The sequence below is a fragment of the Bradyrhizobium sp. CCBAU 11434 genome, assembly GCF_028128895.1.
Classification (GTDB): Bacteria; Pseudomonadota; Alphaproteobacteria; order Rhizobiales; family Xanthobacteraceae; genus Bradyrhizobium; species Bradyrhizobium zhengyangense.
In genome coordinates this window covers 76,205-96,610 of record NZ_LBJX01000095.1, presented here as the reverse complement: position 1 = coordinate 96,610, position 20,406 = coordinate 76,205, and the positions used below count along the sequence as shown (strand labels likewise).

General features: G+C 64.3%; 14 protein-coding genes and 2 tRNA genes. 10 read left to right on the top strand and 6 right to left on the bottom strand.

Annotation, left to right across the window (positions count from 1 at the left end; genetic code table 11):
• Positions 1-120: 120 nt before the first annotated feature.
• Positions 121-1,620, top strand: coding sequence for an NAD(P)H-hydrate dehydratase (locus XI06_RS26055; protein WP_237861836.1), 1,500 nt, complete (start codon positions 121-123; stop codon positions 1,618-1,620).
• Positions 1,620-2,054 (top strand): GNAT family N-acetyltransferase, encoded by a 435-nt coding sequence (locus XI06_RS26050; protein ID WP_237861838.1) that lies wholly within the window; start codon positions 1,620-1,622, stop codon positions 2,052-2,054. The genes XI06_RS26055 and XI06_RS26050 overlap by 1 nt, the downstream gene beginning before the upstream one ends.
• 10 nt (positions 2,055-2,064) lie before the next feature.
• Here XI06_RS26050 and XI06_RS26045 read toward each other — a convergent pair whose 3' ends face one another.
• Positions 2,065-3,381 (bottom strand): multicopper oxidase domain-containing protein, encoded by a 1,317-nt coding sequence (locus XI06_RS26045; protein WP_237861840.1) that lies wholly within the window; start codon positions 3,379-3,381, stop codon positions 2,065-2,067.
• A 154-nt stretch (positions 3,382-3,535) separates the two neighbouring features.
• On the opposite strand from XI06_RS26045, the gene XI06_RS26040 reads away from it, so the two are divergent.
• The 6 genes from XI06_RS26040 (at position 3,536) to XI06_RS26015 (ending at position 11,037) form a co-directional block, all read left to right on the top strand.
• A tRNA-Leu gene (locus XI06_RS26040) sits at positions 3,536-3,620 on the top strand.
• Positions 3,621-3,803: 183 nt separating this feature from the next.
• Positions 3,804-5,162, top strand: a complete 1,359-nt coding sequence (gene tig / locus XI06_RS26035; protein ID WP_237861842.1) for a trigger factor — start codon at positions 3,804-3,806, stop codon at positions 5,160-5,162.
• A gap of 292 nt (positions 5,163-5,454) precedes the next feature.
• Entirely contained in the window at positions 5,455-6,090 is a 636-nt protein-coding gene (locus XI06_RS26030; protein WP_237861844.1) for an ATP-dependent Clp protease proteolytic subunit, read from the top strand.
• 448 nt (positions 6,091-6,538) lie between these two features.
• Positions 6,539-7,810 carry an ATP-dependent Clp protease ATP-binding subunit ClpX gene (clpX, locus tag XI06_RS26025; protein ID WP_018642420.1) on the top strand — a complete coding sequence of 424 codons (1,272 nt, stop codon included), beginning with the start codon at positions 6,539-6,541 and terminating at the stop codon, positions 7,808-7,810.
• A gap of 325 nt (positions 7,811-8,135) precedes the next feature.
• Complete coding sequence (gene lon / locus XI06_RS26020; protein WP_237861846.1) at positions 8,136-10,559, top strand: endopeptidase La; 2,424 nt, start codon at positions 8,136-8,138, stop codon at positions 10,557-10,559.
• A 73-nt stretch (positions 10,560-10,632) separates the two neighbouring features.
• Positions 10,633-11,037, top strand: a complete 405-nt coding sequence (locus tag XI06_RS26015) for a GFA family protein (RefSeq protein ID WP_237862562.1) — start codon at positions 10,633-10,635, stop codon at positions 11,035-11,037.
• Positions 11,038-11,173: 136 nt separating this feature from the next.
• Here the strand turns inward: XI06_RS26015 and XI06_RS26010 are convergent.
• Positions 11,174-11,250: transfer RNA gene (locus XI06_RS26010), tRNA-Val, on the bottom strand.
• A 219-nt stretch (positions 11,251-11,469) separates the two neighbouring features.
• Here XI06_RS26010 and XI06_RS26005 point away from each other — a divergent pair.
• Positions 11,470-12,894, top strand: coding sequence for a cytochrome P450 (locus XI06_RS26005; RefSeq protein WP_271606867.1), 1,425 nt, complete (start codon positions 11,470-11,472; stop codon positions 12,892-12,894).
• Positions 12,895-12,909: 15 nt separating this feature from the next.
• Positions 12,910-13,770: a class I SAM-dependent methyltransferase gene (locus XI06_RS26000; protein WP_271606866.1), complete on the top strand. Its 861-nt coding sequence runs from the start codon at positions 12,910-12,912 to the stop codon at positions 13,768-13,770.
• A 160-nt stretch (positions 13,771-13,930) separates the two neighbouring features.
• Here XI06_RS26000 and XI06_RS25995 read toward each other — a convergent pair whose 3' ends face one another.
• From XI06_RS25995 to ihpA, 4 genes are read right to left on the bottom strand one after another with little or no spacing between them, the layout of a single operon-like run.
• Complete coding sequence (locus XI06_RS25995; protein WP_271606865.1) at positions 13,931-14,908, bottom strand: cation diffusion facilitator family transporter; 978 nt, start codon at positions 14,906-14,908, stop codon at positions 13,931-13,933.
• Positions 14,901-18,122, bottom strand: coding sequence for an efflux RND transporter permease subunit (locus XI06_RS25990; RefSeq protein ID WP_271606864.1), 3,222 nt, complete (start codon positions 18,120-18,122; stop codon positions 14,901-14,903). The genes XI06_RS25995 and XI06_RS25990 overlap by 8 nt, the downstream gene beginning before the upstream one ends.
• Positions 18,115-19,092 (bottom strand): divalent metal ion exporter adaptor subunit IhpB, encoded by a 978-nt coding sequence (gene ihpB, locus XI06_RS25985; protein WP_237868753.1) that lies wholly within the window; start codon positions 19,090-19,092, stop codon positions 18,115-18,117. Before ihpB ends, XI06_RS25990 begins: the two co-directional genes overlap by 8 nt.
• Positions 19,089-20,363 carry a divalent metal ion exporter subunit IhpA gene (gene ihpA, locus XI06_RS25980; RefSeq protein ID WP_271606863.1) on the bottom strand — a complete coding sequence of 425 codons (1,275 nt, stop codon included), beginning with the start codon at positions 20,361-20,363 and terminating at the stop codon, positions 19,089-19,091. Before ihpA ends, ihpB begins: the two co-directional genes overlap by 4 nt.
• Positions 20,364-20,406: the final 43 nt, after the last annotated feature.

The window sequence follows — 20,406 nt, the reverse complement described above, 5'->3', positions numbered from 1 at the left end:
TCAAAATACCGCAGACTACGAAATAGGCAAACGGTTCAATATCTGTGCAATCGAATGTTCCGCCGGGTGTATCGGCACGGAACGTGCCTGTTGAAAGGGCGTTTGGACCAGGGAAGTGGCATGGAAGTACTGACCAACGCTGAGATGCAGCGGGCTGACCAGCTCAGCATTGCGGCAGGCACGCCGGGCTTCAAGCTGATGCTGAGCGCCGGCCAGGTGGTTGCGGAGGCCGCCAATGCGCTGGTGGAGGAGGGGCCGATCCTGATCGTCGCCGGTCCCGGCAACAATGGCGGCGACGGTTTTGTCGCAGCTGCCGAGCTCGCTGCACAGGGCCGCGAGGTCTCGGTCATCCTGATGTGCGAGCGCGACCAGCTCCAGGGCGATGCAGCCTCGGCTGCGCGCGGCTGGAAGCATCCGGTGCTCCCGTTCAATCCGCAGGCGATCGGAAAGCCCGCGCTGATCATCGATGCACTGTTCGGCGCGGGCCTCAGCCGCTCCGTCGATGGCGAGGCGCGCGCGATGATCGAGGCGATCAACGCCAACGGTGCCCCGGTGCTTGCGGTCGACCTGCCGAGCGGTATCAACGGCACCAGCGCGGCGGTGATGGGCATGGCGGTGAATGCCACCGAGACCGTCACCTTCTTTCGCAAGAAGCCCGCACATCTCCTGTTGCCCGGCCGCATGCATTGCGGCCGCGTGCGCGTCGCCGATATCGGCATCGACGCACAGGTGCTCGACGAGATCGCGCCGACGATTTTTGAGAACGATCCGGACTTCTGGGGCGCCGCTTTCCCGGTGCCGCGTATCGACGGCCACAAATATGCCCGCGGCCATGTGCTGGCGGTATCGGGCGACGCTGCGGCGACCGGCGCTGCACGGCTTGCTGCCCGCGGGAGCTTGCGCGCCGGCGCGGGTCTCGTGACGCTGGCGACCCCGCGCGATGCGCTTGCGATCAACGCAAGCGCGCTGACATCAGTGATGGTTCGCCCCGTGGACACCGCGATCGAGTTCGGCGAGCTGCTTGGGGACATCAGGTACAACACCTGCATGATCGGGCCCGGCGCGGGCGTTGGTGAGCGCACCCGCGACATGGTCCACACCGCGCTCACCGCGCAACGCCATCTGGTGCTCGACGCCGATGCACTGACGAGCTTTGCCGCAAAACCCGAGCGGCTGTTTGAATCGATCAAGTCGTCGCAGGACACAGGCGTGGTGCTGACGCCGCACGAGGGCGAGTTTCCGCGGCTGTTCTCCGATCTCAGCAACAAGACTCCGGGTCGCTCGAAGCTCGAGCGCGTGCGTGCCGCGGCCGAACGCTGCGGCGCTGTCGTGCTATTGAAGGGCCCTGACACCACGATCGCCGCGCCCGACGGCCGCGCCACCATCGCCGCCAATGCGCCGCCCTGGCTCGCCACCGCCGGCGCCGGCGACGTGCTCTCGGGCATCATTGCAGGGCTCCTCGCGCAGGGCGTACCGGCGTTCGAGGCCGCCAGCATCGGCGTCTGGATGCACGGCGAGGCTGCTAGCGAAGCAGGGCCGGGGCTGATCGCCGAAGATCTCACCGAGACACTGCCTGCGGTGCATCGGCGCATCTATAGCGCACTCGGGATCGAGTATTGATGCTGAGACAGCTCGCGCTCACCGATATGGCTGCGGCGGCGCAAGTCCATCGGATCGCGTTTGATCATGCAATGCCGTGGCTCGTCGGGCTGCACACGCCGGATGAAGACCGCTGGTTTTATCGCGAGCTGGTTTTCCCGGCCTGCCGCGTGTGGGGACGTTTCGACGGCGATCAGCTCTGCGGCATTATCGCCTTTCGCGACGGTTGGATCGAACAGCTCTATGTCCATCCCGCCGCGCATGGCCGCGGCATCGGCACCGAACTTCTCAACAGCGCCAAGGCCGCGAACAAGCGGCTCGAGCTCTGGACCTTCCAGCGCAACGCACCGGCGCGGCGCTTCTACGAGGCGCGTGGGTTCACTCTGGCCGAGCAGACCGACGGGGCGCGGAACGAGGAGAGGGAGCCCGACGCTCGGTATGTCTGGTCGCGCTAGGGCCGATAGCTCACTCCACTCCGTACCAGCGCACCAGCCGCGGTGCGGCCCAGTCGGTCACGACGGATTCGATTAGCCATCGCCCTGGCGATGTCGCGGCAAAGGCGATGCGTTCGGTCTGGCCGGGCTCGATGGCGAGCGTGTCGAGCCAGTAGGGCTTCCAGCCGTCGTCGAGCTTGTCGAGCAGGCGGAAATGATGGCCATGCAAAGAGAAGACGGTGGCGACGGGGGCAGGGTTCTTCAAGGCCAGCACGACGGTGCGGCTGGCCTTGGTGCGGAAGGCGGGGTCAGAGGCCGTAGAGAAGTCTGCCGTCCGCGCCCATCCGGTGTCGGGCACACCAAGCGCGACATCCAGCCGCAGGGCCCCTTTGAGGTCGAGCTTTTCGGGCAGATCGTTCGACGGCAGCGGTCGCGGTGGCAGGAGAGGCGCACGCCGCTCGAACCAGCCGGTGACCATGAGGGCCCCAATCCGGCGCGCCTCCTTGCCATCGTGCAGCAGGAACTGGGCCGATCTGGCTGTATCCACAAAAGCGTCGGCGCGCGCACCTGGGGCCAGCACCAGAGCGCCGTTGCGCGCCGGGAACGGTTCGGCGGGCTGGCCGTCCAATGCCATGACTTGGACTTCGTGGCCCTCCAATTTGATCGCCAGAACAGAACGTTGCGAGCCATTGATAAAGCGCAGCCGCAGCCGCTGGTTGCCCAAGGCTGAGAGTTCGAATGAAGTCTGCCCGTTGATCGTATAGAGCGGCGTGCTGTCTTTGGGATCCTGGCCCGGCGGGACCGCAGTGCCATCCGGCCGCAGGCGCCATTCCTCAATCAGCAGGACCTCGTCGCGATCGACGGAGACGGGCCCTGTCTCCTCGGCAATGATCGGAAGCGGCCGCGCGGGCTGCTTCAGTTGGTCTTCGAATAGCCGGAAGTCAGTCAGCAGGGTTCCCGCGCTTGATATTGAAATCGTTGATGTTTCCGTGGCTCCTGGGGCTGTGGGCGCGCGTCCCCGTTGGGGGTCGGCCACGGCTGCGCCGTTCAAACCGTACCAGGCTGGCGCAAGTGGCACAGGCAGGTCGTTTCGAAACACCACTTCGCAGAGGTCGCCGCGCCTGAGATGGACGCCCTTGGTGTGACTTGCGGCGGCAAGTTCCCAGATCGGCGTAGCGCGTTGGCCAGGCCTCAGGTCCAGGGATGCGGGCTTGGCCTGAAGGAGGACTTGGGCCGTCGGGAGCGGGGCTGCGGCGCCGGCCACGAACCCGGCCGCCGGGGCTCCGAGGGAGGCTCCCAGCCCGGCCAGAACCTGACGCCGATCAGGGGCAAAAATCCGCTGTCTCATGCTGCGATCCGGACCACGCGGCGCTGGATAAGTCCAGCCATCGTGCCTACTTGAAGGCTGCCTCCATCAGGCCATTTTTTTGCTGCGAACAGTCGGGCACATGCTATAAGCCCGGCCGCCCGCGGCATCGCGGCCGGTCTTGATGCAACTTCACGCGGGCGTGGCGGAACTGGTAGACGCGCTGGATTTAGGTTCCAGTGACGAAAGTTGTGGGGGTTCGAGTCCCTCCGCCCGCACCAAGCGCTTATCGCGTTTGCACGGATTACTGAGGGGCCTTGGCTCCCGTGCGGAAGTTATTCCGTCTGGGGCCGGGCTCGATGAACCACCGGCGTTGAGGCGTTTGCCTCGCGCTGGATCGATTAATGACAGCGTCCCGACGCGGGTAGCGTTGCCGGGACCGAACGAGAAGAAGATTGGACGCCATGCAGGTCACAGAAACCCTCTCGGAAGGTTTGAAGCACGAGTTCAAGATCAGCGTTCCCGCGTCTGATCTCGACGCCAAGGCCGGCGCCAAGCTCGTTGACCTCAAGGACAAGGTGCGCCTCAACGGCTTCCGTCCCGGCAAGGTGCCGGTCACTCACCTCAAGAAGGTCTATGGCCGCTCGGTGATGGCCGAGACCATCGACCAGACCATCCGCGACACCAACACCCAGCTGTTTTCCGAACGCGGTTTCAAGCTCGCGACCGAGCCTAAGATCACGATGCCGACCGAGCAGGCCGAGGTCGAAGAGCTGCTGAGCGGCAAGACCGATCTGACCTATACGGTTGCGATCGAAGTTGTGCCCGCCATTGCGCTTGCCGACTTCAAGTCCTTCCAGGTCGAGAAGCCCGTCGCCGACGTCTCCGATTCGGACGTCGACGAGGCGATCAAGCGCATCGCCGACACCAACCGCGGCTATGCCGCCAAGGCCGAGGGCGAGAAGGCCGCTTCCGGCGACCGCGTCACCATCAACTTCAAGGGCACCATCAACGGCGAAGCCTTCGAGGGCGGTACCGGTGAGGGCATTCAGGTCGCGATCGGTTCCAACACCTTCATTCCGGGCTTCGAGGAGCAGCTGATCGGCATCGGCGCGAACGAGACGCGCACGCTGAAAGTGTCGTTCCCCAAGAACTACATGAGCGAGAAGCTCGCGGGCCAGCCGGCCGAGTTCGAGACCACTGCGACGCTGATCGAAGCGCCGCAGGACATCACGATCGACGACGAGTTCGCCAAGACGCTCGGCCTGGAATCGCTCGACAAGCTCAAGGAAGCTGCGCGCGAGCGTCTGGCTGCCGAGTTCGCCGGTGCGACGCGCCAGCGCGTCAAGCGTGCGCTGCTCGACCGCCTCGACGAGGCGCATCGCTTCGAGGCGCCGCCCTCGCTCGTCGACGAGGAGTTCAATCTGATGTGGAACTCGGTCAAGGCCGAGATGGACTCCGCCGGTAAGACCTTTGCCGACGAGGATACCACCGAGGACAAGGCCAAGGAGGAGTACCGCAAGATCGCCGACCGCCGTGTGCGCCTCGGTCTCGTGCTCTCGGAGATCGGCGAGAAGAACAAGATCACCGTGACCGACGACGAGGTCGGCCGCGCCGTGATCGAGCGTGCGCGCCAGATGCCGGGCCGCGAGAAGGAAGTCTGGGACTTCTATCGCAACAATGCCCAGGCATTGGCCCAGCTTCGTGCACCGATCTATGAGGACAAGGTCGTCGACTTCATCCTCGAGCTTGCCAACGTGACCGAGAAGAAGGTCTCGCGCGAGGACCTGTACAAGGACGACGAGGAAAAGACTGCAGCCTGAAGGCTTTGACGCAGTCTTCTATTAAGGATGATCAGCGAACGGGCCCAGCTAGCCAGATGGCCGGCTGGGCCTTTTTGCGAGAATCAGCTTCAAGTGCCGCAAAGGGCCCGATGGATTAAGCCTTAATTCGCTCCGCACTTGTCTGGCGCGAATTGGGCTATATCTGTCGGTACCTACGCGTTCTACCTCTACCAACTTCCTGCATCACGGGACGTCCATCGGCCTTCCGGCACATCCAGTCCGACTGGCAGCCAAGACTGGCGATGTCCGCCTCTAAAACCCTAGGTGACTCATGCGCGATCCGGTTGAAACTTACATGAACCTCGTGCCCATGGTGGTCGAGCAAACCAACCGTGGCGAGCGCGCCTACGACATTTTCTCGCGCCTGTTGAAAGAGCGCATCATTTTCCTGACCGGTCCGGTCGAGGACGGCATGTCGACGCTGGTCGTCGCGCAGCTGCTGTTCCTCGAAGCGGAAAATCCGAAGAAGGAAATCTCGATGTACATCAACTCGCCGGGTGGCGTGGTGACGTCGGGTCTTGCGATCTACGACACCATGCAGTTCATCCGCCCGCCGGTCTCGACGCTGTGCACCGGCCAGGCTGCTTCGATGGGCTCGCTGCTGCTCGCCGCCGGCGCGAAGGACATGCGCTTCTCGCTGCCGAACGCGCGCATCATGGTGCATCAGCCCTCCGGCGGCTTCCAGGGCCAGGCCACCGACATCATGTTGCACGCGCAGGAAATCCTGAACCTGAAGAAGCGGCTCAACGAGATCTACGTGAAGCACACCGGCCAGACCTACAAGTCGATCGAAGACGCGCTGGAACGCGACAAGTTCCTGACCGCGAACGACGCCAAGGAGTTCGGTCTGGTCGACAGGGTCATCGACAAGCGCGCCGAAGAGGCCGCGCCTGCGAAGACCCCGTAGCACTACCGGGACTGCGACGGCGATCCCCGAAATGAGCGGAGATTGCCGGAACGACGTTCACGTCGGGAACGCGTTCGCGAGGGCGCAAAAAGCCCATTTTTGCGCCCTGCGGCAAGCAGAAAGTTCCGCTTTCGTGCTCGTTTTTCGTGGTAATCCAGCAACGTCGGGGTGATTTCGGTCACTTCACCCGTGCCAAGACCTGAAATCACGGTATTGTAACGGGTAGCCGACGACCCCCGATTAGCGAATTCTTGATAGTCGGGTGACAGCATGGTTGGCTACGATTGATCGGCTATGATCGCGGAGAATCGAGTGACCGTGATTCGCACGGGATGTAACGCGTAGGGTCTTTTTTGGTACGGAATTTGCTCTATTTGAGTCCCTTACCCGCCAACGTTTCGGGATGGGACGATCGAGCGGACGGATCGAACCGCGGACGGAGACATGAATGAGTAAGGTCGGCACGAGCGACTCCAAGAACACGCTATATTGCTCGTTCTGCGGCAAGAGCCAGCACGAAGTCCGCAAACTGATCGCGGGTCCCACGGTCTTCATCTGCGACGAGTGCGTCGAGCTCTGCATGGACATCATCCGCGAGGAGAACAAGTCCTCGCTGGTCAAGTCGCGCGACGGCATTCCGACGCCGAAGGAAATCTGCAAGGTCCTGGACGATTACGTCATCGGTCAGAGCCATGCGAAGAAGGTCCTGTCGGTCGCGGTGCACAACCACTACAAGCGCCTCAACCATCAGACCAAGCACAACGACGTCGAGCTCGCGAAGTCGAACATCCTGCTGATTGGTCCGACCGGCTCGGGCAAGACGCTGCTCGCGCAGACGCTTGCCCGCATCCTGGACGTGCCGTTCACGATGGCGGATGCGACCACGCTGACCGAAGCCGGCTATGTCGGTGAGGACGTCGAGAACATCATCCTGAAGCTGCTTCAGGCCGCCGACTACAATGTCGAGCGCGCCCAGCGCGGCATCGTCTACATCGACGAAATCGACAAGATCAGCCGCAAGTCCGACAATCCCTCGATCACGCGCGACGTGTCGGGTGAGGGCGTGCAGCAGGCGCTGCTGAAGATCATGGAAGGCACGGTGGCTTCGGTCCCGCCGCAGGGCGGCCGCAAGCATCCCCAGCAGGAATTCCTGCAGGTGGATACCACCAACATCCTGTTCATCTGCGGCGGTGCATTCGCCGGCCTCGAGAAGATCATCTCGGCGCGCGGTCGGTCCACCTCGATCGGTTTCGCCGCCCAGGTGATGGCGCCGGAAGACCGCCGTACCGGCGAGATCTTCCGTCACGTCGAGCCTGAGGATCTCTTGAAGTACGGTCTCATCCCCGAATTCGTCGGTCGTCTGCCCGTCGTGGCGACGCTCGAGGATCTGGACGAGACCTCGCTGAAGAAGATCCTCACCGAGCCGAAGAACGCGCTGGTGAAGCAGTACCAGCGGCTGTTCGAGATGGAGAACATCGAGCTGACCTTCGCCGACGAGGCGCTTGGCGCGGTTGCCCGCAAGGCGATCGAGCGCAAGACCGGCGCGCGTGGTCTGCGTTCGATCCTCGAAGCGATCCTGCTCGAGACCATGTTCGACCTGCCGGGCCTGGAAGGTGTGGAAGAAGTCGTGATTTCCCGCGAAGTTGTGGAAGGCACGGCGCGTCCGCTCTACATCTACGCCGATCGGACCGATCGCGCGGTCGAGAACGCCAGCGCCTGATTTCCCGGCGCTGGAACGCTTCCCGTCGTCTTTCACAGCAGCGGCTGCGGACATGTATTCCGCAGCCGGAATTGCGTCGCTTACCCACGTGCGTAAGCGCCTGATGGCGCGTGTTTTTTCAATGACTTGACACCCCCCCGGTCGATAGCCACCTAATGTCGGCGGCGAGCGAGAATTCTGTTCAAGATTCGCCTCTGTTTCGATCCGGCAAGCCCGGTCCAACCTATGAAGGGTAGACCGGTTTTGTGGATCACCTCGGCACCTTGTGGCGGTTGCGCACCGAATGCGGGCTGCGTGCGAGGGGGCAAAGCAAAAGGAAAAGGCCATGACTAATCCAAAACCCAGGCCAACCATCGTCCATGGCGAGACGCACGCTTATCCCGTGTTGCCGCTGCGCGATATCGTCGTCTTCCCGCACATGATCGTTCCGCTCTTCGTCGGTCGCGAGAAGTCGATCCGCGCGCTCGAAGAGGTGATGAAGAACGATGCGCTGATCATGCTCGCGACGCAGAAGAACGCGTCCGACGATGATCCGGCGCCCGATGCCATTTACGAGACCGGTACGCTTGCCAGCGTGCTGCAGCTCCTGAAGCTCCCCGATGGCACCGTGAAGGTGCTGGTCGAAGGGCTCGAGCGCGCACGCGTGTCAAAATACACCGATCGCGCCGACTATTATGAAGCCACCGCCGTTGCGCTCGCCGACACCGATGCGAAGTCGGTCGAGGCGGAAGCGTTGGCGCGCTCCGTCGTGTCCGACTTCGAGAGCTATGTGAAGCTCAACAAGAAGATCTCGGCCGAGGTCGTCGGCGTCGTGCAGGCGATCACCGATTTCGCCAAGCTCGCCGACACCGTTGCTTCGCATCTCGCGGTCAAGATCGCGGATCGGCAGGGCATCCTCGAGACGCTGTCCGTCACCACGCGCCTGGAGAAGGTGCTGGGCCTGATGGAGAGCGAGATCTCGGTGCTGCAGGTCGAGAAGCGCATCCGCTCGCGCGTCAAGCGCCAGATGGAGAAGACCCAGCGCGAGTATTATCTCAACGAGCAGATGAAGGCGATCCAGAAGGAGCTCGGCGACGACGACGGTCGCGACGAGCTCGCCGATCTCGAAGAGAAGATCGCCAAGACCAAGCTCTCCAAGGAAGCGCGCGACAAGGCGCAGCATGAATTGAAGAAGCTGCGCCAGATGTCGCCGATGTCCGCGGAAGCGACCGTCGTGCGCAACTATCTGGATTGGCTGCTGTCGATCCCGTGGAACAAGAAGTCCAAGGTGAAGAAGGACCTGGAGCAGGCGCAGGCCATCCTGGACTCCGATCACTATGGTCTTGAGAAGGTCAAGGAACGTATCGTCGAGTATCTCGCGGTGCAGTCGCGCGCCAACAAGCTGACGGGCCCGATCCTTTGCCTCGTCGGACCTCCCGGCGTCGGCAAGACCTCGCTCGGCAAGTCGATCGCGAAGGCGACCGGCCGCGAGTTCGTGCGCGTGTCACTCGGCGGCGTGCGCGACGAAGCCGAGATCCGCGGTCACCGCCGCACCTATATCGGCTCGATGCCCGGCAAGATCATCCAATCGATGCGGAAGGCGAAGTCGTCCAATCCGCTGTTCCTGCTGGACGAGATCGACAAGATGGGCGCCGATTTCCGCGGCGATCCGTCCTCGGCCTTGCTCGAGGTCCTTGATCCCGAGCAGAACGGGACGTTCGCCGACCACTATCTGGAGGTCGACTACGATCTGTCCAACGTCATGTTCATCACGACCGCGAATACGCTCAATATTCCCGGCCCGCTGATGGACCGCATGGAGATCATCCGGATCGCGGGTTACACCGAGAACGAGAAGGTCGAGATCGCGCGCAAGCACCTGATCCCGAACGCGGTGTCCAAGCATGGCCTGGACTCCAAGGAATTCTCGATCGACGACGACGCGCTGCTGCTGTTGATCCGCCGCTACACCCGCGAAGCGGGCGTGCGTAACCTGGAGCGTGAGCTCTCCACACTCGCCCGCAAGGCGGTGAAGGAGCTGATGATCTCCAAGAAGAAGTCGGTCAAGGTCACCGAGAAGACTCTGGAAGAGCTGCTCGGCGTGCCGAAGTACCGCTTCGGCGAGATCGAGAGCGAGCCGCAGGTCGGCATCGTCACCGGCCTTGCCTGGACCGATGTCGGCGGCGAGCTGCTGACCATCGAAGGCGTCATGATGCCCGGCAAGGGCAAGATGACGGTCACCGGCAATCTGCGTGACGTCATGAAGGAATCGATCTCGGCGGCGGCGTCCTACGTCCGCTCCCGCGCGATCACCTACGGCATCGAGCCGCCGCTGTTCGACCGGCGCGACATCCACGTGCACGTGCCCGAGGGCGCGACGCCGAAGGATGGTCCGTCGGCGGGCGTGGCCATGGCCACCGCGATCATCTCGGTCATGACCGGCATTCCGGTCCGCCACGATGTCGCGATGACCGGCGAGATCACGCTGCGCGGCCGCGTGCTGCCAATCGGCGGCCTGAAGGAGAAGCTGCTGGCTGCGGCCCGCGGCGGCATCAAGACGGTGCTCATCCCCGAGGACAACGCCAAGGATCTGACGGAGATTTCCGATGCGATCAAGGGTGGCATGGAGATCATCCCGGTTTCCCGTCTCGATGACGTCATCGCCAAGGCGCTGGTGAAGAAGCCCGTGCCGATCGTCTGGGAAGAGGACACCAAGGTGACGGTGAAGCCGGACGGGGATGAGGCCGCCGGCGGCCTGACCGCCCACTGAGATCGCAGATCGAAAAGATGATAAAACGGCGCCTCCGGGCGCCGTTTTTGCTTTGGGAGAAGGGACGATCGTGATGCAGGTCGATGGGCAATGCCATTGCGGCAAGATCACTTTTGAGGCCGAGATCGATCCTGAGGCGGTCTCGGTCTGTCATTGCCGTGACTGCCAGGCCCTCACGGGATCGCCGTTCCGGGTGACCGCCATCTGCACCGCTGATGACGTCAAGCTCACCGGCGGCTCGCCCAAGATCTATGGCAAGCGTGGCGATAACGGCCGAATGCGCTTCCAGCACTTCTGCGGCGAGTGCGGTTCCCCGCTGTTCACCAACGGTGAAGGTGACCAGGCCGACGACTGGGGCATCCGCTGGGGCTCGATCCGCCAGCGCGATAAATTGCGCCCCGTCAGGCAGATCTGGTGCCAGTCGGCGGCTGTGTGGATCGACGCGGTGCCGTTGCTGCCGGGCCGGCCAGCGGACTAAGGGGTTTGCCCAGCCGAAGCTCGTTGCCCAAAGCCCGCCTTCGCCTAACGGCTTCGGCGCGGCACCTTCACTCGCTTCGCGTCAATGAAGTTCCTGGCTGGCTTGCCTAGCCGTAGCCCGCGAAGCGGGCGAAGGCTGGTGGGCGGTCACGGATTCGAACCGCGGACCCTCTCGGTGTAAACGAGATGCTCTAACCAGCTGAGCTAACCGCCCCTCGGCGCCTCTTTAGCCCTCCGGCGGGTGTTGGAGCAAGGGGGGGCTGTGGTGAACAGACCGGCCAGCGCGGCCTTATTCGGCCGAGCGGTTTCCTCCGAAACCGTCCTTCCTCCGCGACTACGCGCTGATTTCCGCGATGAGGCTGGACGTTGCCGGGAACTCCGGCGACACTCCGGCCTTATTCGATATTGTTCCCAACCCTTATTGCGCCGTTCGATGCTGCGTATCGATGGTGATATTGCGCAGAACTATTGTCCGCCGGCGCCGCAGCCGCCGGAGGCGCGGTTGCGGCTGTTCAGGCTGCTCGCGACGCTGAAGCGCAATCCTCTGGAATGCTGGAGTGCGGAGTTCTTTCGCGAGCCCATCGCCAGGGTAGGACTGCCCTTTACCGACGCCTTTCTGGTGCACGATCCCGCTGCCATCAGGCACGTGCTGGTCGACAATGCCGATAACTACCGCAAGGACCCAATTCAGCGCCGCATTCTGGCGAGCGGTCTTGCGGATGGGCTGTTGAGCGTAGAGGACGCGCGCTGGGAAACGCAGCGGCGCATGCTCGCGCCGCTGTTTGCCCGACGCGCGGTGGCGACGTTCACGGAAGCGATCCTCACAGCCGTCGACCGGTTGACGGCGCGTTGGCGCAGCCGGGGCCCCGGGGCGGCCTTCGACGTCGCGGCCGAGATGGCGCTGCTCACGCTTGACGTGCTCGCACTCACGATCTTCTCGGATGGCATCGCGGGCGATTACGACGCATTCCGCAGTGCGATGAATGCCTATTTTGCGGTGATCGGACGGATTGGCGCGCTTGACCTGCTCGGTGTGCCGCAATCAGTGCCGCGCCCCGGACGAGCCCGGCTGCGGCGGACCCTGGACTATTTCGAAGGCATCATCGACCGCATCATCGATACGCGTCGGCGCGTGCTTGCAGGCTTGCCGCCCGGGGAGGGGCCATCCGATCTCCTCACGCCGCTGTTGCGTGCACTCGATCCCTCGACCGGTCAATCACTGTCGCTTGCCGAGGTGCGCTCCAACATTCTCACCTTCCTGTCGGCAGGTCACGAGACGACCGCGAACGCGCTGAGTTGGTCGATCTTCCTGCTGTCGCAGTCGCCCGACTGGCGCTACCGCGTGCGGGAGGAGGCGGCGCGCGAACTCGCTGGACCCGTGGAAGGCCTCACCGACCGGCTGGTTGTGACCAGGGCGGTGGTCGAGGAGGCGCTGCGGCTTTATCCGCCGATCGCCGCATTGAGCCGGATGACAAAGGACGCCGACATGCTGGGTGGCGTCGCGGTGAAGCCTCGTTCGCTGATCGTCATTGCGCCCTATGTGTTGCACCGGCATCTCCTGCTGTGGGAGCAACCCAATGCGTTCGATCCAGCGCGCTTCATGCCGGCGCGCCGCGGCACGATCGGACGGTTTGCATATCTGCCCTTCGGCATCGGCCCGCGCATCTGCATCGGCGCCTCGTTCGCGTTGCAGGAGGCGACGATCGCGCTTGCCGCACTCATGCAGCGCTTCGACATCATGCTCTCGCCGGATGCCAAAGTTTGGCCCTTGCAGAAAATTACGCTAAGGCCGGAGAGCGGCTTGCCGATGCGCGTAACCCCACGCGATTGCGGGGAGCGGCCGGTCTTACATGAATGAAGAATAGAGGGACTGATGGAATCGCCCACCGGACACGAGAAAAACGCCGACCAGATCGCCTATTGGAACGGGCCCAGCGGGCAGCGCTGGGCCGATCGGCATGCGGCACAGGAGACCATCCTCGGGCCGATCGCGGAGGTCCTGATCGACCGCGCCAGGCCCAGGCCGGGCGAGCGCGTTCTCGACGTCGGCTGCGGCTCGGGTGCGACCACCTTTGCTTTCGCGAAGGCTGTTGCGCCCGATGGCTTCGCCCTCGGCCTCGATGTGTCCGAGCCGATGCTGTCGCAGGCGAGAGCGTTTGCGCCAAAGGGGCTGCCGGTCGATTTCGTGCTGGCGGATGCGACGGTGTATCCCTTTGAGCCGGCGAGCTTCGATCTGCTCGCCTCACGCTTCGGCGTGATGTTCTTTGCCGATCCGATTGCGTCCTTCACCAATCTTCGCCGCGCGCTGAAGCCGACGGGACGACTTGCGTTCGTCTGCTGGCGCGAGCCGAAGGAAAATCCGTGGATGATGGCGCCGCTGATGGCGGTCTACAAGCACGTGCCGAAGATGCCGCCGGTCGGGCCGGAGGAGCCGGGCCCGTTCGCGTTTGCTTCCGAGGAGCGCGTGATGCGCATTCTGAAGGGCGCGGGCTTCGTCGACGTGGCGATGGAGCCGCATAATCTGCCGATGGACATCGCCATCGGCGGCGGGCTCGACGCTGCCGTCGACGGCTCCTTGCAGATCGGCCCCGCCAGCCGTGCGCTGCAGGGCCATTCGCCGGAGACGGTCGCTGCGGCCAAGGCGTCGATCCGCGAGACGCTCGCGCCGTTCGTGAAGGGGCAGAACGTGGCGCTGCAGGGCGCGATCTGGATCGTGACGGCGAGGGCGGGGTAGACGACCGCCGCTCTCTCCACCGTCATTGCGAGGAGCTCGCGACAAAATTGCTTTGCAATTTTGCGCTGATGCGACGAAGCAATCCAGACTGCCTCCGCTGAGGGATTCTGGATTGCTTCGCTGCGCTCGCAATGACGGTATTGATGAAGCGGAGCCTCCCTCACACCACATCATCCGGCGCCAGCGCGCAGCCGTTGTCCGGATGGGTCTCGATCTGGAGCGTGGTGTGGCCGATACGGAAGGTGGTCTTCAAGAGTTGCGCGGTCTCCATCAAGAACGCGTCGACGGTGCCTGCGGGCATCACGAGATGGCAGGTGAGCGCCGTCTCGGTCGTGGAGATCGGCCAGACGTGGAGATCGTGGATCGCCGAGACGCCGGGGCGCGCCAGCAGGAACGCCTTGATCGCGGCAAGGTCGGTGCCCTTGGGCGCGGCCGCCATGGACATGTCGATGGAGCCGCGGAGCAGGCTGGTCGTGCCCCACAAAATGCTGGCGCAGATGGCGAGGCTGGTAACTGGGTCGAGCCAGAGCCAGCCGGTCCAGATGATCAGCGCCGCCGAAATCACGACGCCGAGCGAGACCGCGGCGTCGGCGGCCATGTGCAGATAGGCGCCCTCGATGTTGATGTCGTCCTTGCGGCCGCTCGCAAACAACATGGCGGTAAAGCCGTTGATGAAGATGCCGATGCCGGCGACCACCATCACGGTCACGCCCGCGACGGGCTCGGGCTCGCGCAGCCGCAGGATTGCCTCCCAGCCGATCGCACCGGTCGCCACGAGGAGAAACACGGCATTGGCGAGCGCCGCCAGAATCGTGGACGCGCGGAAGCCATAGGTGAAGCGGCCGCTCGGCGCACGCTTCGCCGCGACCGAGGCGCCCCAGGCCACGACCAGGCCGAGCACGTCGGACAGATTATGGCCGGCATCGGCGAGCAGCGCGGTGGAATTGCCGATATAGCCATAGATCGCCTCAGCCACGACCAGCGCGGTGTTGAGCGTGATGCCGATCGCGAAGGCCTTGCCGAAATTGGCGGGCGCATGGACATGGGCGTGACCATGACCATGGGAATGATCGTGGCCATGATCATGCGCGTGGCAGTGGTCATGGTGGTGATGACCGTGATGGTCGTGGCTACCCAAACCTAGCGCTCCCGGCTTCAGCCAAATCAGGCGCCATTGTAGGCGTTTCGCCTGCGCCGTCACGCCGGAACAGCATGTAGAGCGCCGGTAGCACCAGCAATGTCAGGATGGTCGAGGAGATGATGCCGCCGATTACGACGGTCGCGAGCGGCCGCTGCACTTCGGCGCCGGAACCGGTTGCGAGCGCCATCGGCACGAAACCGAGGGAGGCGACCAGCGCCGTCATCAGCACCGGGCGCAGCCGCGTCAACGCACCCTCGCGCACGGCCTCGGCGACGGGGCGTCCGTCGCTGCGGAGCCGCTCGATGAAGGCGATGATGACGAGGCCGTTGAGCACGGCGACCCCTGATAGCGCGATGAAGCCGACCCCGGCGCTGATCGACAGCGGAATGCCGCGCAGCAAGAGCGCCGCGACACCGCCCGTCAGCGCCAGCGGTACGCCGGAGAACACCAGCGCCGCATCTGCCGCCGATCCCATGCTCATGAACAGCAGCAGGAACACCAGCGCGAGCGCGACCGGCACGACGATCGTCAGCCGCTTGCTGGCGGAGACCAGTTGCTCGAACTGGCCGCCCCAGCCGATCCAGTAGCCCGGCGGAAGTTTTACTTTCTCGGCGACGGCGGCTTGCGCCTCAGTGACGAAGGAACGCAGGTCGCGGCCGCGAACATTGGCCATGACCACCACACGGCGCTTGCCGTTCTCGCGGCTGATCTGGTTGGGGCCGGGCGCGATCTCGATCGCGGCCACGGAGGAGAGGGGGACGTAGCGGAGCGCTGCGCCCGAGACGCCGGACCAGGCGGTCTTGGTGACGGGCATCGCATCCTCGCCCGGTGGCAACGGGATCGGCAGCGACTTGATCGCGTCAGGATCGGCGCGCAGGCTCTCCGGCAGCCGCACCACGATATCGAAGCGGCGATCGCCCTCGAACAGCTTTCCGGCCGGCTTGCCACCGATCGCGATCTCGACGAGGTTTTGCACCTCGCTGAGGCTGAGGCCGTAGCGCGACAGCGCCTGGCGGTCGAGCTTGACGGTGAGGATCGGCAGGCCTGCGATCTGCTCGGTCTTGACGTCGGCCGCGCCGTCGATGCCGCGCATGACGCCATCGACCTGCTGCGCAACATTGGCCAGCACGTCGAGATCGTCGCCAAAAATCTTGACGCCGACGTCGCTCCTGATGCCGGCGATGAGCTCGTTGAAGCGCATCTGGATCGGCTGGGTCATGCCATAGGCCGTGCCGGGCAGGGTGTTGGCGGCGCGTTCAATCGCCTCGATCACCTCATTCTTCGGCTTGGCGGGATCGGGCCATTCCTCGCGCGGCCTTAGCGTGACATAGGTGTCGGCGGCGTTCGGCGGCATTGGATCGTTGGCGATTTCGGCGGTGCCGATCTTGGAGAAGATGGTCGCCACTTCCGGCACCTGTTTGACCGCCTTCTCCAGTCGCAGTTGCATGTCGACGCTCTGGGTCAGGCTGGTGCCGGGAATCCGGATCGTCTCGATGGTGATGTCGCCTTCATCGAGGCTCGGGATGAACTCGCCGCCCATGCGCGTTGCGGCAAACAGGCTGCCGGCGACGATCAGGACAGCACCGAGCGCAACGCTGCGCCGGTAGCGGATGGCACGGTCGAGCAGCGGCACATAGACCCGCTTCGCCGCGCGCATGAAGATGTTCTCGGTCTCCGAGACCTTGCCGGTGACGAAGATCGCAATCGCTGCCGGGACGAAGGTGACGGAAAGCAGGGCCGCGCCGGCGAGCGCCATCAGCACGGTCAGCGCCATCGGGGTGAACATCTTGCCCTCGGTCCCCGTCAGCGTCAGGACCGGGAGGTAAACCACGGCGATGATGAGCGTGCCGAACAGGCTCGGCTTGATGACCTCGCTACTGCCGTCTCGGATGGTCTGGAGCCGTTCATCCAGCGTCAGCAGCCGGCCGCCCCGGTGCTGCTCGGCGGCCAGCAGCCGCAGGCAGTTCTCGACGATGATCACTGCACCGTCGACGATGATGCCGAAGTCGACGGCACCTAAGCTCATCAGGTTGGCGCTCACCTTGCTTTCGACCATGCCGGTGATCGTGAACAGCATGGACAGCGGAATGACGCAGGCCGTGATCAGCGCGGCACGGATGTTGCCGAGGATCAGGAACAGCACCGCGATCACCAGCGCGGCGCCCTCAATGAGGTTCTTCTCGACGGTTTGAATGGTGGCTTCCACCAGATGGGTGCGGTCGTAGACCGCGTGCGCGATGACGCCGTCGGGCAGCGATTTCGCGATCTCGCCTAGCCTTGCGGCGACCCGCTGGGCCACCGTGCGGCTGTTTTCGCCGATCAGCAGCATGGCAGTGCCGAGCACCGTCTCGCTGCCGTTTGCTGTCGCAGCGCCGGTGCGCAGGTCCTGGCCCTCACTCACCTCGGCGACGTCGCGGATGCGGACCGGCACCCCGCCGCGCGAGCCGATCACGATGTCTCTGATATCAGCGATATCGGCGACCTGGCCCGGCGCACGGACCAGATATTGCTCGCCGTTGCGTTCGATATAGCCGGCGCCGATATTGGCATTGTTGGCGGCAAGCGCCGTCATGATGTCGCGGAAGCCGAGCTTGTAGGCCATCAGCCGGCCGGGGATCGGCAGCACGTGGAATTGCCGCTCATAGCCGCCGATCGAGTTGACCTCGATCACGCCGGGAATGGTGCGCAGCTGCGGCTTGATGATCCAGTCCTGGATGGTGCGGAGCTCCGTCGGCGTAAAATCAGCACCGCTCGGCGACTTCGCGCCCGCCTTGGCTTCGACCGAATAGACATAGATCTCGCCGAGCCCGGTCGAGATCGGTCCCATCGCGACCTCGGTGCCTCCAGGAAGCTGATCCTTGGCCTGCTGAATGCGCTCGTTGACGAGCTGACGCGCGAAATAGATGTCGGTGCCATCCTGGAACACGACGGTCACCTGGCTCAGGCCATAGCGCGAGATCGAGCGGGTGTAGTCGAGCCTGGGCAGGCCGCCCATCGCGGTCTCGAGCGGGAAGGTGATGCGCTGCTCGGCTTCCAGCGGCGACAGGCCCGGTGCGCGCGTGTTGATCTGCACCTGCACGTTGGTGACATCAGGGACGGCGTCGATCGGCAAGCGGGTGAAATTCCAGACCCCGAAGGCGCCGGCCGCGAGCGCAAGCAGCACCACCAGCCAGCGCTGGCGGATAGAGAAGGAAAGCAGCGCGTCAATCATGATCGGCGTCTCCTTTGCCCATCTCGGCCTTCACGACAAAACTGTTCTCGGCGACGTAATGCTCGCCCGCGGTGAGCCCCGCCTTGATCTCGACGAATTGCGGATCGGAGTCGCCAAGCTCGACCGGGCGCGCCTCGATCTTGTCGCTGTCCTCGCGAACGAACACGATGGTCCTGTTCTCCAGCGTCTGGATCGCGCTCCGGCGCACGGCGACCGCGACATTGCGGGCGGCGAGGACCAGCCGCGCGGTGACGAACAGGCCAGGACGCAAGCGTCCGTCGGGATTTGCCAGCAACACGCGGGCGAGAGCAGTCTGTGTCTCGCTCGAGCCGATCGGTGCGATGTAGGAGATCGTGCCTTTGATCTCTCCGCGGCCGTCGTCGGGATCGATCAGCACCTGATCGTTGAGGCGCACGCGCTTGAGGTCCTGCCGATAGATCGAGAGGTCGACCCAGATGGTGGAGAGGTCGGCGACGACGAAGGCCGGCTTCTGCTCAGAGGCGTATTCGCCGAGCGAGATCTGCCGGTCGATGATGGTGCCTGGTATCGGCGCCTTCAGCTCGTAGACGGTGAGACTCTGGTTGCTCTCGATGGTGGCAAGCAGATCGTCCTTGCCGACCTTGTCGCCGATGCGCTTCTGGATCGATTTTGCCACCCCCGGAAAACGCGGGGTGACCTGGACGACCGCTTCTTGATTGGCGCGCAGGATGCCGTTGAAGGAGAGCGTATCGGTCAGCGTGGCGCTCGCAGCTTCCGCAAGCGTCACGCCCGCTGCGGCCAGCTTGACATCGGAGATGCGGATGCGGTCGGCGCCGTGCTCGTCCTGCTCGACATGGTCGTTCGGCTTCTCGGGCCTCTTCTCTGCCGCGTGTTCGGTCGATGCGACCTTGACCGGCGTGAGCATGGAATAGCCGTAGGCGCCGAGGGCGGCGGCCACGATGGCCACAACAATGGTCGAGGACGTCTTCATCGCGCGCTCTCCCGGGCCAGCGCAAAGGGATTGCCGACGAGCCCTTCAATTGTGGCGACGCCGGCGTGGAAGTTCTGCAGGGCTTCCTGCTCGCGCAGCCGCGCCTGTGTCACGCTCGCCTGGGCGTCGAGCACCTCGAGCAGGGTGAAGCGGCCCTGGCCGTAGCCTTGCGAGATCGCATCCGTCGCTTCCGTCGCCTTGGGGATGGCGGTCTCGCGCAGCACCGAGAGCTCGCGCAGCGAGCCCTGCAGTGAGTCATAGGCGCGCCCGGCGATCACGATCAGCGTGTTGCGGTTGGCCTCGCGTTCGGCTTTCGTCTTGGCGAGACTTTCCTGGGCCGAGAGGACGTTGCCCTGGTTCTGGTCGAACACAGGGATCGGCACCGAGACGGTGAGACGCACCGCGTCGTCATTGGTTTCGTTGAAATGGCGCCAGCCGGCGGCGATCCGCACGTCAGGATAGGGTTTGAGCCGCGCCATCAGCAGCTCGGCATTGCGCTGCGCATAGACGGCGGTCCAGCGCACCAGCTGCGGATTGGCATCGATGGCCGCGACCACCGACTGAAAGGTCGGCGGCCGTCCCGTGGTGTCGAGCCGGCCGGAGACCTCGCCGAATTTCGCCATGGGATCGCCCATCAGCACGGCCAGCTCGCGCCGGGCGCTTGCCAACGTCGCCTTGAAGCGCTCGCGGTCGGCTTTCACCAGCGCGGAGGCGACCTCGGCGCGGCCGGTCTCGGCCGGCGAGGAGGCGCCGGCCTCCACGCGGCGGTGCAGCAGCGGCGTCAGCCTGTCGATCGCCGCAATCTGCTCGTCGAGGATCTGGATGCGCCGCTGTGCGCCGAGCACGCTGAGGAACGCGATCGCGGTCTCCGACAGCACCTCCAGCCTGATCGCCTTGCGCTGGATCGCGGCGATCTCCATGCCGGCCGCTCCGGCCGCGATCCGCGCTTCGCGCTTGCCGAACAGCTCAAAGGCCTGGCTGATCTGGAGCGTGGTCTCGGCCGATTTGGTGCCGCGATAGACGCCCGACCCGAACGAATTATCCTGCTCGTAGGATAGTTCCGGATTGAGCAGGGCACCGGCCTGGATGCGCTGGCCCGTGGCGATGCCGACATCGCGCTCCGCCGCGGTCAGGCGCGGGCTCGCGGCCAGCGCGCGCGACAGTGCGGCGCGCATGGTCAGGGTCTGGGCCTGCGCTCGTTGCGCCAGCCAGGGGCTGATAAGCATAGCCATCGCGCACGCAAGGCGCGCGGCCGTCCGTCTGCAAGACATGAAGGTGACCTGTGAACGAGAGCATCATTGGCGCCGCAGCGCC

Bases quoted from the DNA above. Each gene is read 5' to 3' on its own strand.
- XI06_RS26055 (WP_237861836.1), top strand. From the start codon at position 121: ATGGAAGTACTGACCAACGCTGAGATGCAGCGGGCTGACCAGCTCAGC.
- XI06_RS26050 (WP_237861838.1), top strand. From the start codon at position 1,620: ATGCTGAGACAGCTCGCGCTCACCGATATGGCTGCGGCGGCGCAAGTC.
- XI06_RS26045 (WP_237861840.1), bottom strand. From the start codon at position 3,381: ATGAGACAGCGGATTTTTGCCCCTGATCGGCGTCAGGTTCTGGCCGGG.
- tig (WP_237861842.1), top strand. From the start codon at position 3,804: ATGCAGGTCACAGAAACCCTCTCGGAAGGTTTGAAGCACGAGTTCAAG.
- XI06_RS26030 (WP_237861844.1), top strand. From the start codon at position 5,455: ATGCGCGATCCGGTTGAAACTTACATGAACCTCGTGCCCATGGTGGTC.
- clpX (WP_018642420.1), top strand. From the start codon at position 6,539: ATGAGTAAGGTCGGCACGAGCGACTCCAAGAACACGCTATATTGCTCG.
- lon (WP_237861846.1), top strand. From the start codon at position 8,136: ATGACTAATCCAAAACCCAGGCCAACCATCGTCCATGGCGAGACGCAC.
- XI06_RS26015 (WP_237862562.1), top strand. From the start codon at position 10,633: ATGCAGGTCGATGGGCAATGCCATTGCGGCAAGATCACTTTTGAGGCC.
- XI06_RS26005 (WP_271606867.1), top strand. From the start codon at position 11,470: ATGCTGCGTATCGATGGTGATATTGCGCAGAACTATTGTCCGCCGGCG.
- XI06_RS26000 (WP_271606866.1), top strand. From the start codon at position 12,910: ATGGAATCGCCCACCGGACACGAGAAAAACGCCGACCAGATCGCCTAT.
- XI06_RS25990 (WP_271606864.1), bottom strand. From the start codon at position 18,122: ATGATTGACGCGCTGCTTTCCTTCTCTATCCGCCAGCGCTGGCTGGTG.
- ihpB (WP_237868753.1), bottom strand. From the start codon at position 19,092: ATGAAGACGTCCTCGACCATTGTTGTGGCCATCGTGGCCGCCGCCCTC.
- ihpA (WP_271606863.1), bottom strand. From the start codon at position 20,363: ATGTCTTGCAGACGGACGGCCGCGCGCCTTGCGTGCGCGATGGCTATG.